General features: G+C 41.6%; 11 protein-coding genes. 1 reads left to right on the top strand and 10 read right to left on the bottom strand.

What is annotated here, in order from left to right:
- Positions 1-8: 8 nt before the first annotated feature.
- From lgt to CGSMWGV1500E_RS05020, 9 genes are all read right to left on the bottom strand, one after another.
- Positions 9-950 carry a prolipoprotein diacylglyceryl transferase gene (gene lgt, locus CGSMWGV1500E_RS04980; protein WP_032843387.1) on the bottom strand — a complete coding sequence of 314 codons (942 nt, stop codon included), beginning with the start codon at positions 948-950 and terminating at the stop codon, positions 9-11.
- Between the two features lie 66 nt (positions 951-1,016).
- The gene (locus CGSMWGV1500E_RS04985; RefSeq protein WP_004126819.1) at positions 1,017-2,042 is read right to left on the bottom strand and encodes a phosphatidate cytidylyltransferase; all 1,026 of its coding nucleotides are present in this window, start codon (positions 2,040-2,042) and stop codon (positions 1,017-1,019) included.
- Positions 2,043-2,092: 50 nt separating this feature from the next.
- On the bottom strand, positions 2,093-2,647 hold the full coding sequence (gene frr / locus CGSMWGV1500E_RS04990; protein ID WP_004126816.1) for a ribosome recycling factor: 555 nt from the start codon (positions 2,645-2,647) through the stop codon (positions 2,093-2,095).
- Positions 2,648-2,666: 19 nt separating this feature from the next.
- Entirely contained in the window at positions 2,667-3,416 is a 750-nt protein-coding gene (gene pyrH, locus CGSMWGV1500E_RS04995) for a UMP kinase (RefSeq protein ID WP_004126813.1), read from the bottom strand.
- A gap of 169 nt (positions 3,417-3,585) precedes the next feature.
- A complete protein-coding gene (gene tsf / locus CGSMWGV1500E_RS05000) occupies positions 3,586-4,437 on the bottom strand; it encodes a translation elongation factor Ts (RefSeq protein WP_004126801.1) in 852 nt (283 codons plus the stop codon).
- A gap of 102 nt (positions 4,438-4,539) precedes the next feature.
- Positions 4,540-5,358 (bottom strand): 30S ribosomal protein S2, encoded by an 819-nt coding sequence (rpsB, locus tag CGSMWGV1500E_RS05005; protein ID WP_004126798.1) that lies wholly within the window; start codon positions 5,356-5,358, stop codon positions 4,540-4,542.
- Positions 5,359-5,598: 240 nt separating this feature from the next.
- Positions 5,599-6,087: a peptide deformylase gene (locus tag CGSMWGV1500E_RS05010; protein ID WP_004126795.1), complete on the bottom strand. Its 489-nt coding sequence runs from the start codon at positions 6,085-6,087 to the stop codon at positions 5,599-5,601.
- Positions 6,088-6,153: 66 nt separating this feature from the next.
- Entirely contained in the window at positions 6,154-8,211 is a 2,058-nt protein-coding gene (locus CGSMWGV1500E_RS05015; protein ID WP_004126792.1) for an AMP-dependent synthetase/ligase, read from the bottom strand.
- Between the two features lie 216 nt (positions 8,212-8,427).
- The gene (locus CGSMWGV1500E_RS05020) at positions 8,428-9,558 is read right to left on the bottom strand and encodes a GuaB3 family IMP dehydrogenase-related protein (protein WP_004126790.1); all 1,131 of its coding nucleotides are present in this window, start codon (positions 9,556-9,558) and stop codon (positions 8,428-8,430) included.
- A 382-nt stretch (positions 9,559-9,940) separates the two neighbouring features.
- Between CGSMWGV1500E_RS05020 and CGSMWGV1500E_RS05025 the strand changes: the two genes are divergently transcribed.
- On the top strand, positions 9,941-10,531 hold the full coding sequence (locus tag CGSMWGV1500E_RS05025) for a hypothetical protein (RefSeq protein WP_004126789.1): 591 nt from the start codon (positions 9,941-9,943) through the stop codon (positions 10,529-10,531).
- Between the two features lie 181 nt (positions 10,532-10,712).
- On the opposite strand, the gene uvrC is transcribed toward CGSMWGV1500E_RS05025, so the two are convergent.
- On the bottom strand, positions 10,713-11,718 hold a 1,006-nt coding region (uvrC, locus tag CGSMWGV1500E_RS05030; RefSeq protein ID WP_004126788.1), incomplete at its 5' end, for an excinuclease ABC subunit UvrC.

The raw sequence follows: 11,718 nt of genomic DNA, 5'->3' as shown, positions 1-11,718 counted from the left end.
ACCTAATACTACTTTTTTAAAGTAGATTTTATTTTCTTTGACGAAACATTTTGCTCTTCGCGCTCACGCTCATCCGAAGTAATGTCAATAAGACGTTCAATTAACATTTCGCGTGTAGTATTACTTTTTTGAAGTAAAGCGAATCCTACTGCGGCAAAAATAAAAACAATAATAGAAACCCATACGTTAATTCTGACGCCTAAGAAAACATGCGAGAAATCAATGCGCAAAGCTTCAATCCAAACACGGCCCAGCGTGTACCACATAACGTACAACATGAATAATGAGCCTGCTTTTAATTTGGCCATAAGCATTTTACCAAAGCAAATAAGCAGTGCTGCACCAATGAAATTCCAAATCATTTCATACAAAAAAGTTGGATGGAATAATGTTCCAGCCGGGCAGGTTAAACCATCGTAACAGCGCTCAGCATGCCCAATAGCTTGAGTTGCATTATAGTTTAATTTCAAACCCCAAGGCAATGTTGTTGGAGCACCATAAAGTTCCTGATTAAACCAATTACCAAGCCTACCTACGCCTTGTGCAATAAGTATTGCAGGAGCAGCAGCATCCGCAAGCAACCCGGCAGGATATTTGCGATGCTTGCAAAAAACGCATGCAGCAATCGCGCCTAAAAATATTCCTCCCCAAATACCAAGTCCACCGTTCCAAATTCTAAAAATTTCTAAGAAATCACCATGAGGTCCAAAGAATCTTTCTGGAGTTGTAATTACGTGGTACAAGCGCGCACCAACTATGCCTATAGGAAGACTTAGAAGAATAATATCGAGAATCTGATTAAAATCACCACCTATGCGCTTCCAACGACGATTGGTAATAAACATTGCAATCAATATGCCTGCAAGAATAGAAAGCGCATAAAACTTTATATTGATAGGCCCAAGTGAAAATTGCGAAATACTTGGTGATGGAATAAAACAGACTGTCATGGCGTCGATATTAGTCTAAACCCAAGATTGAGATTCTAAAGATTGACAATATTCAAGATTCTATGCTTAAAAATGAGCAAGATGCACAAGAACAAGCAGAGCAGGACCACAAAGCAAAATAGAATCTACACGATCTAGCACTCCACCGTGTCCTTTAAGCAGATGACCCATGTCTTTAATGCCAATATCGCGCTTAAGCATAGATGCGCATAAATCACCAAAAGTACCAACGATACCTGAAGAAATGCCCATAACTAACGGCATCCACCAGAAATTAAACCAAGAAGAACCGTAAAAACCTGCAATAATTGCATACGCTCCAACAACAGCAAAAAGCATAGAGCCAATCAAGCCTTCAACAGACTTCTTTGGGGAAATACGCGGAGAAAGCTTATGTTTACCAAGCCAAGCACCAGCAAACAGTCCACCAGTATCGCTTAATGCTGGCAAAAATACTAAAAGCATAGCATGAGCAATAGCATAACGAGTATTAGTTAAAGCTAGAACAATGCAGGAAGCTAAAAGCGGAATATACAAAACTACAAATAGAGAAACAGACATATTTGTAAATAGCGTATGCTCATAGGATGAGCAATTAGAGCCGTTAAGCTTTTTTTCTACAGCATGCATTGTTCGAGTAGAAATAGTGTTACTAAGAGTTGCGCAAACTACAGTAAGAAGTAATGATGCTGTAATTCCGCTAGCCATCGCAACAGCGTGCCATTTTGCGTAATAGGTTGAGAAAATAGTAACAAGAGAGCAAAGCGACAAAGTTACAAACGGTATACGCAACCCAAGAGTTGCAAAATCAACGTGCAACTCCCACAACGCAAGAACCATAAAAACAGCCATTAATACAACGAAAACATCAATGCTAATAAGTAAGCATGCAACAATAGCCACAACCAAAACTGCTGCTGTTGCAATTGCTTGAGGCATATTGCGGCCAGTTCGGCGATTTATGTCTGTTAAAGTTTCATGGGTGCCGCGTTCTTCCTGATTAGTAGAAGTAGCATCTGCTTTTTTTGCAGCGCAGTCAGCTCGCTTTTGATTTAATTCGCTTACAAAATCATGCTGCTTTTGTTGACTCATACGACACCCATTCAGATTGATTACAAAAATCTAAGAAAAACTGTTGAAACTCAGACTTCCATAATTTCTTTTTGCTTACCATCAAGCAAAACATCCAAAGAATCAGTAATCTGCTTAGTTACTTTATCAAGTTCCTTAAGTAAACGATCGCCTTCATCTTCACCAAGATCACCATCTTTAACAGACTTATCAATAGATTCCTTGGCTTTACGACGAATATTTCGTACAGCTACTTTGCCTTCTTCTGCCTTGTTCTTAGCAAGTTTAACGTATTCCTTGCGACGTTCCTCAGTAAGTTCTGGCATAGTTACGCGAATAACATTGCCGTCGCGGTTAGGGCTAACTCCCAAATCTGAATCACGAATTGCTTTTTCAACAGCATTCGCTTGAGAAGCATCAAAAGGAGTAACAGAAAGAGTTCGTGGCTCTGGAACGCCAATAGAAGCTACAGCTTTAATCGGAGTTGGAGCACCATAATAGTCAACCATAATTCCATTTAATAAAGCAGGATTAGCACGACCAGTACGAATACCCATGAAATTTTCCTTAGTAGCTTCCACGGACTTATTCATCTGCTCTTTTGCTTGATCAATAATTGCTGACATGTGTTCTCCTTTGTAATATTTAAGCAAATGTTGGTTCTGCGTCAGACACTAATGTACCAATAGGTTCGCCAACAAGAGCACGAGTTACGTTACCTTCACCCTCTAAGCCGAACACTCGAATTTTTTGATTGTTATCTCTAGCCATAGAAAGTGCGGACGCATCCATGACAGCTAAACCATCAACAAGAGCACGCTGATAGTTCAATGTTACAAATTTTCGAGCAGAAGGATCTTTACGAGGATCCGCACTGTAAACTCCATCAACGCCATTTTTACCCATTAAAACTTCATCGCAATGGATTTCCAAAGAACGCTGAATAGAAACAGTATCTGTTGAGAAGTATGGCATACCGGCACCAGCACCAAAAATAACTACGCGACCCTTCTCAAGATGACGTATTGCTTTCAATGGAATATAAGGCTCTGCAACCTGTCCCATAGTAATAGCAGTTTGTACACGAGTTGCCTGCCCTGCCTGCTCAAGAAAATCTTGAAGAGCAAGACAATTCATAACCGTACCCAACATACCCATGTAATCACCACGGCTACGATCGATACCAGCCTGCTGCAACTCTGCTCCCCTAAAGAAATTACCTCCACCAACAACGATAGCCACTTGAACACCTTCAAGCACTGCAGTCATGATTTCCCCAGCAATCCTTCGAATAACATGAGTATCAATGCCAACAGCGCCGCCGCCAAATGCTTCGCCTGAAAGTTTCAATAAAACCCTACGGGACTTGCTTTCCTCCGCTTGTGCAATTGCCATACAGATTCCTCCAGTCATCACGGCGAATGCAAGTATATCTTTGCTATTTTATCTATAAAACGCGACACTTAACACACATTAAACTGTCAAATAAATAAAAAGGCTGCGCACAAAATGTACACAGCCCAATAGTTTAAGAATCAGAATAGATCCTTAGTATAAGCAATGCTTATTCAGCAGCGCCCTTACCAACCTCAAGACGAGCGAATGCCAAAGCGGTACCGCCGACTTCCTTGAACAAGTCGCCAACGCTCTTGGATGGATCCTTTACGTAAGCCTGCTCAAGAAGAACAGTTTCCTTGAAGAAGGCGTTCATACGACCTTCAACAATCTTTGGAACAATCTTCTCTGGCTTGCCTTCAGCCAAGGACTTCTCAGTTGCAACGCGACGCTCAGATTCCAAAACTTCTTCTGGAACGTCCTCGCGGCGAAGCCACTGAGCACCCATAGCAGAAATCTGCAAAGCTGCTTCGTGAGCAACCTTTGCGCCAGCTTCGTCAGTAGCAATCATGGAAACGATGCTTGGAGGCAATTCCACGGACTTCTTGTGAGCATAAATCTCAACGTGTGGACCACTTACCTTAGCAACCTGACCAACCTTGACGTGCTCGCCAAACAAAGCTGCTGCTTCTTCAACAGATTCCTTAACAGTTGTGCCATCAGCTGGTGCTGCAAGTACTTCTTCAGCAGTAGAAGCATTAGCTTCAACAGCATGGTCAAGAACAGTGTTAGAGAATTCCACAAACTTAGGGGTCTTTGCCACGAAGTCAGTTTCGGAATTCAACTCAACTGCATAACCAGTTTCGCCTTCAGCAGACTTAACAACCTTAGAAGCGATGGTGCCTTCCTGAGCCTTACGGCCCTCGCGCTTACCAGCGGCCTGAATACCCTTTGCGCGGATGATTTCCTTAGCGCGGGCAACGTCGCCTTCAGCTTCAGTAAGAGCTTTTTTAACGTCCATCATGCCGGCGCCAGTTTCTTCACGCACCTGCTTAATCAACGCTGCAGTAATTGCTGCCATTTTGTTCTCCTCGTATCAATATGATTCTTAAAAGCTGCAAAAAGCAAATAATTAATTGGATTTTGCAGCTTTAATTTAAGAATCTGGTTGCAAATTAGCTTACTAGGCTTTTGCCTCAGTATTTTCTTCCTTAGCAGGCTTAGCTTCAGCTTCGCCTTCCTTGGTGAGCAATTCCTTTTCCCAAGCTGCCATTGGCTGAGCATCATTACCTTCGGACTTAGCGCCCTTACCAGCATGCTCAAGCAAACCTTCAGCTACAGCGTCAGCCATTAAGCTGGTCAACAACTCAACGCCACGAATAGCATCATCGTTAGCTGGAATTGGGTACTCAACAGCTTCAGGATCAGTGTTGGTATCAACGATTGCCACGACTGGAATACCAAGCTTATGAGCTTCTTCAACAGCCAAAGCTTCCTTGTTAATGTCAACAACGAACATGGCAGATGGAGTGCGGTTCATGTTGCGAATACCACCGAGCTGCTTGGAAAGCTTGTCCTTCTCGCGCTCGAGAAGCAAAAGTTCCTTCTTGGTCAAGCCGGATCCACGAACATCGCTGAAGTCCATTTCCTCAAGTTCCTTCAAACGCTTTACGCGAGTAGAAACGGTCTGGAAATTGGTCAACATACCGCCAAGCCAACGCTCGCAAACATAAGGCATGTTTACGCGAGTTGCCTGATTCTGTACAGCTTCCTGAGCCTGCTTCTTAGTGCCCACGAAGAGAACAGTGCCATTGTGGGCAACAGTCTGCTTGATGAAGTCATAAGCCTTGTCGATCATGTCGAGAGACTTGAACAAATTGATGATATGAATACCATTGCGCTGGGTAAGAATGAACTGCTTCATCTTTGGGTTCCAGCGACGAGTCTGATGACCGAAGTGCAAACCAGCCTTCAGCATTTCACTCATGGTAATCTGTGCCATATCTATATACCTTTCTTGTCGGTTCTTGCCTGGCCATGTCTGTTCGCATGCAACTTGGCTTAAACATACGTCTAAACACAAGCCGACCGACACGAACGGACGCGTACATGGCGCGTATTTGCGAGTCCTTGTAGACAATAAAAAGCGAGCATTCATATAACGCGACAATACTCATGCTCAAAATGGACGCGCAAAGCGAAATTATATCAGATACTAGATACGATATTTAATCAGCCAAAGTTAGGAACGCATATTGTTGCGAAGCTCACGCATAGCTTGCTTGCGAACGTCCTTTTCTAGCCTGTCTAAATAAATATGACCGTCCAAATGATCGCATTCATGCTGCAACATTCTGGCCATAAGACCATCGCCTTCAAGAACAACAGTTTTACCGTTTAAATCAATACCGCGAGCGCGAGCATGATTATATCGGCGAGTTTTATACCACAATCCTGGCACAGATAAGCAGCCTTCATCGTCGTATTGTTCTCCGCTTAAATCTTCAAGAACAGGATTTAGAATATAGCCAATACGTCCATCAATGTTGTAAGAGAACGCTCGTAAACTTACGCCAATTTGATTAGCTGACAATCCTGCACGACCTGGATCGTTCACAGTTTCCAACAAATCTTCAACCAAATGCTTAACAGCCGGCGTAATCTCACGAATCTCGTCACAAGGTGTTCTAAGAACAGGATCTGGAACAACACGAATTTTTCTAATTGCCACGCAAAAACTCCTTAATCAAGTGTAACTAATTACACATTATCTTCTATTGCAGATTAGTAATTAATTTCACTCGTTGTTGCGTACGTTATTATCGTTATTGTCTTGATCATCGCGAGACAAAACAGATGATTCCGAGGAAGCTTCTTCACCAAAATGCTTAAGATGAGTTGCAGCCTGATCAATTGCTTGACGGACTCGAGGAGTTACAACCTCTTGCGCTTGCTTAACTGTTTCTTGAGCCTGCTTAACAGTTTCGGTAGTTTTGTCGAGAATCTTAACAGTTGCAGGCAAAGGACGCGTGTTTGGCTTTGGAGCATACAATTGAGTTTCAATAATATCTGCGTAACGTGCAAGTATTTTTGGACGAACAATCTTCATACTTGGAGTCAAAGTTCCAGCATCCTGAGTGAACTCATCTTGCAAAATAACAAATTTACGAACAGATTCAGCCCTAGAAACAGTGCTATTTGCTTGATCAATAAACTGCTGAACAACAGAGCGAACAGCGTCATTGTTAGCAATTTCTTTCATAGATAAGTCAACATCCATGCTCTTATTCTTAAGCCATGAACGAACCATGTCTGGGTCAAGCTCAATCAATGCAGAAACGAATGGCTTTCCATCTCCAACCACTACTGCGTGAGAAACCAGTGGGCATTGCGCAATAATGCTTTCCATAGGAGCAGGACTTATATTCTTGCCTCCGGCAGTAATAATAATATCTTTCTTGCGACCAGTAATCGATAGGAAGCCTTCGTCATCAATTTCACCAAGATCGCCAGAATGAAGCCAGCCATCTTCGTCAATAACTTCTGCAGTAAGCTCAGGCTTATTGTAGTAACCCATGAAAACGTTAGGTCCTTTAATAAGCACTTCATCATCGTCAGCAAGTCGAATTGTGATTCCAGGACCTGGGCGACCAACTGAACCAACCTGATTTGCGTGTTCAAAATTAACTACGCAAGGAGCTGCAGTTTCAGTCATACCGTAACCTTGAATGAAGGTAATGCCGTCAAGACCGTTGAAGAAATGCGCTAAATCAGCATTAATTGGAGCACCACCGCAAGCAAGCCATGAAAGATTAGGGCCTAAAGCAGAGCGTATTGAAGAACCAACTGTGCGCATATACATAGCGTGATTCATGCGCGAAGCCAAAGAATGAGCTTTGCCATCAACGTTGTCACGAGACCACTGAATAAAATGTTTAACAGCTTTAGCAAAAATACGACCACGAATACCTGCACCAGCTTTTTGAGAAGCAGCATTGTAAACTTTCTCAAAAACTCGAGGAACACCTAATAAGTATGTTGGTTTAAAACTACGCAAGTCTGCAAGTAAATGTTTTGCGTTAGGAACATAACCAATTACACCATGCGCGCCAATAGCAACATATTGAATGTATCTAGCAAAGCAGTGCGCAAGAGGAAGGAACAGAAGTAAACGATTTGGTTTGCAAAGCATGTCGCTAAGAACATCGTATCCTGCAAAAACAATATGCGTAAAGTTACGGTGAGAAAGCATAGCTCCCTTTGGCTTTCCAGTAGAGCCAGAAGTGTAAACAATAGTAGACAAATCGTCTGCCTTAACAGCGCTAACACGCTGATTTAGCTCGTCTTCACTAATTGATTTACCAAAGTCAATAACTGCTTCCAAACCGCCTGCTTTGAAATTGAATACGGTTTTGAGAGTAATGCGCTTATAATCTTGGCGAACTCGCTCTAAGCATTGGGCATGAGAATCGTCACCAGCAAAAGCAATAACCGGCTTAACTTCGTTGATAATGTCTGCAGCTTGTAAAGCAGAATCCGTTTCGTAAATAGGGATGCTAACTGCACCAATGCAAGCGCATGCAAAGTCAACAACACCCCACTCGTAGCATGTAGCAGAATAAATAACAACTTTTGATCCATGCTGCACGCCAAGAGCAATTAAACCTTTAGCTACAGCCCTTACCTTGGAGAGCATTTCAGCAGCAGTAACATCATGCCACTGGCGAGTGTCGTCATCTTGCCACTGCGCAACAATACCTTGCGGATCGCGCATAGCACGGTTAGAAAGAAGCGAGTAAATGGTGTCACCGTCTTGAGTTGGGTGAATTACTTCTACAGAAAATTCTCGGAGCATATTATTAATTGTACTTGATTCCTATGCCGACACTACTGTAAGCCATACAAAAAATAGAGATTAATATTGTTATTAGCTAACAAAATATTTAAATAAACGAATTTTTACAAGCGCTTATACTAAAAACTTTCGCAATATGCTAAAAATACAGCGGTTTAGCACACAATTCGTGCACTAAACCGCATATTCTATATACAAAGTTATGCTGAAATAAACTTAACGAACATCCTGATGGAATGGGTTAAACGCAACATTGCAACGCTGGAAGCTCTTTACATCCACGTATCCGGTAGAAGACATTGTGCGACGCAAAGCACCAACAAAATTCGTTGTACCGTCAGCCTCGTGACTTGGACCAAATAGAATGTTTTCCAATGGAGCAACCGTTCCAACATTAGTGCGCATACCGCGTGGAAGTGTTAAATGACGAGCTTCAGCACCCCAATGAGTGCCACGGCCTGGAGCTTCCGTTGCGCGAGCTAATGGAGTTCCAAGCATAACGGCATCCGCTCCCATTGCAAGAGCTTTAATAAAGTTGCCAGAATTACCCATTCCGCCATCTGCAATAATTTGCACGTATCGACCACCGGACTCATCCATATAATCTCTACGAGCTTCAGCAACATCAGCAATAGCAGTAGCCATAGGTGCTTGTACTCCCAAAGTGTTCATAGTTGCAGACACAGCACCACCGCCGAATCCAACTAAAATACCTGCAGCTCCAGTGCGCATCAAATGCAAAGCAGAAGTGTAATCAGCGCAGCCTCCAACAATAACAGGCACATCAAGATCGTAAATAAACTTCTTTAAATCAAGAGGCTCGTGATCTGTGGAAACATGCTCAGCAGACACAGCAGTTCCGCGAATAACAAACAAGTCAACACCAGCTTCAAGAACAGTATTGTAAAGTTCCTGAGTTCGCTGAGGAGAAAGAGCGCCAGCAACAGTAACACCAGCGTCACGAATAGTATGCAAGCGCTTAGCAATTAATTCAGGCTTGATTGGTTCAGTGTAAATTTCCTGAATTCGACGCGTTGCAACCTCGCAAGGCAACTCGGATATTTCTTTTAACAAAGGCTCTGGATTCTCATAACGAGTCCATAATCCTTCCAAATCAAGAACTCCAAGACCGCCCATTTGACCAATAGCAATTGCAGTATCTGGGCTTGTAACTGAATCCATTGGAGCGGCAATAATTGGAATATCAAAGGTATAAGCATCTACCTGCCATGAAGTAGATACAGCCTTTGGGTCGCGCGAACGGCGCGAAGGAACAATAGCAATATCGTCAAGCGAATATGCAACTCGGGCTTTTTTGCCCAAACCAATTTCAATTTCCTGAGACATACTTATTAGGCTAGTGCCTTATGCTGACGAAGTTTTATCCGCAATGTTTTACAACTATTATCAGTAGCTTTTTGATGTTGAAAAATCTAATTTTTAATGGTTTTTATAAGCAAATTTGCATAACAATGCATACAAAATATTCATCCAAATCATACGACACACCGATAAAACCGTAATGTGTATAACTCAACACGCTTAAAATCGTTTATTTTCAAGGTAAATGACGAATATTTTGTAATTTATCCACATTTTTGCATTTTACACAGATAGACGAAAACTCGCGTTGTAAGCTTTTATCTAACTTGCTGATTTTGTAGGGATATGAGCTTAGCAAGTACTGAAATTTAAGGGCTCATAGAGCAGATGAGATACAGGAGAGAAAATGAAAATTAATATAGTTGATACATATGAAATGGATAACGATGACGAAAATGATGACGTGCTTAACAACAAGTCATCAAATAATAGCAACGATAACAATGAGCATCCGCCACATGTTGTTTTTAACGCTCGCACATCGTTACCAGTGTACGAAGGCGAACTGTCTATTGCCTTATCGCGCAAAAAACTGGAGTACCATATTGGCACATGCTATTTTGACGATCAAGATGAAAAAGATCTTGTTAAGATTGCATTAAGAACTTGCCAAATAGCTTGCATTGCTTCTGATATTTCCAGAGGAAGACCTACTTCTACAGCTATGAAACAATTGCTAACACCAAAGTGTGTTACAAAATTAGATAACATGTGGAAGCTAATGGATGATTACTTCCAATATAAGAATGATATGAAAACACGTTCAGCATTGTGTGCGATGCCGGCAGTGCCGAGTTTTGTTAATGGAATGCTAACGAATCCTCATCATTTTGAAGGCGTTGTTCATATTTCTGCAGGACCTGTAGAATACTGGGCTTCAATCGTTTTGGAGCACAAATACAATAAATGGATTTGTACATATGCAGATTTGGGCTAGCAAACGGTAATAAAGTTCACAAATGTTTCATAAGTATTTAATAAAAATTACAGAAAACTCCCCCTTGTAGATTAATATTTTGCGAATCAAGCGAGAATCTTCTACAAGGTGGAGTTTTTTGTTGATACAATTTATACACTATTTTCAACTATCACTATTGAAACCGCAATTTTTACGACAACTAGCTGCCAGCTGTTTCAGAATGTAAAGCGTCAAATATGGTTTTTGCTTTACTTTCACCAATGCCATTAACCTTTTGTAAATCTTCTAACGAAGCTTTCTTTAACTCTTTTAAAGATCCAAAGGAAGAAAGCAAACGTTTACGATACACTTCACCAATTCCAGGAATAGTGTCAAAAGCTGAATGCAAAGCACCTTTTCTTCTACGCTTACGATGGTAAGTAATAGCAAAACGATGAGATTCATCCCTTGCACGCTGCAACAAATACAATCCTTCTGAACTACGCTTCAAAATAATCGGATAATCTTCATCTGGAAGCCATACTTCTTCAAGTTTTTTAGCTAAACCACAAACAGTAATACCGCTAATACCCGCGTCCAGCATTGCGCGCTTAGCAGATTTAGCTTGCTCTTTTGCGCCATCAATAATAATAAGTTGCGGCTTGTAGGCAAAACGACGATTCTGATTAGAATCTGCAACAACAGTAGAGTTATTCAAATTTTCAGATTCAACATTCGAATCAGAATGCTTAAATCTTCTAAAAATTGTTTCATAAACTGCGCTTAAATCATCAAGTTTTCCAACACCATTTTCTCCGCGAATAACAAAATGACGATACTCGCTAGGACGCGCAATTCCATCTTCAAACACAACCATAGAAGCAACCTGATAACTACCGTCTACAGTATTTGAAATATCGTAGCATTCAATGCGCAAAGGAGATTCCTTCATGCCAAGAGCCTTAGAAATTTCGTTCATGGCTTCAGTTCTGATATCTATGCTGTTAATACGACTTGATTTTATGCGAGTAAGCGCTTGAGAAGCGTTTTCGTTAGCCCGATCCATAAGAGCTCGCTTTTCTCCACGCTCCGCAACTCTAATACTTACTTTAGAGCCGCGCATATTACTAAGCCATGATTCAAGCTCTTCTTGACGATCTTCAGGAATTGAAATTGGAACTATTATTTCGCGCGGAACTGGAGATATAGGAGCTAGTAAATCTTCG

Origin of the sequence: Gardnerella vaginalis 1500E, assembly GCF_000263595.1 — a bacterium.
Classification (GTDB): domain Bacteria; phylum Actinomycetota; class Actinomycetes; order Actinomycetales; family Bifidobacteriaceae; genus Bifidobacterium; species Bifidobacterium vaginale_E.
This window is presented reverse-complemented; position numbering and strand designations above follow the sequence as displayed.

Bases quoted from the DNA above. Each gene is read 5' to 3' on its own strand.
- lgt (WP_032843387.1), bottom strand. From the start codon at position 950: ATGACAGTCTGTTTTATTCCATCACCAAGTATTTCGCAATTTTCACTT.
- CGSMWGV1500E_RS05015 (WP_004126792.1), bottom strand. From the start codon at position 8,211: ATGCTCCGAGAATTTTCTGTAGAAGTAATTCACCCAACTCAAGACGGT.
- pyrH (WP_004126813.1), bottom strand. From the start codon at position 3,416: ATGGCAATTGCACAAGCGGAGGAAAGCAAGTCCCGTAGGGTTTTATTG.
- CGSMWGV1500E_RS05025 (WP_004126789.1), top strand. From the start codon at position 9,941: ATGAAAATTAATATAGTTGATACATATGAAATGGATAACGATGACGAA.
- rpsB (WP_004126798.1), bottom strand. From the start codon at position 5,358: ATGGCACAGATTACCATGAGTGAAATGCTGAAGGCTGGTTTGCACTTC.
- CGSMWGV1500E_RS04985 (WP_004126819.1), bottom strand. From the start codon at position 2,042: ATGAGTCAACAAAAGCAGCATGATTTTGTAAGCGAATTAAATCAAAAG.
- tsf (WP_004126801.1), bottom strand. From the start codon at position 4,437: ATGGCAGCAATTACTGCAGCGTTGATTAAGCAGGTGCGTGAAGAAACT.
- CGSMWGV1500E_RS05020 (WP_004126790.1), bottom strand. From the start codon at position 9,558: ATGTCTCAGGAAATTGAAATTGGTTTGGGCAAAAAAGCCCGAGTTGCA.
- frr (WP_004126816.1), bottom strand. From the start codon at position 2,647: ATGTCAGCAATTATTGATCAAGCAAAAGAGCAGATGAATAAGTCCGTG.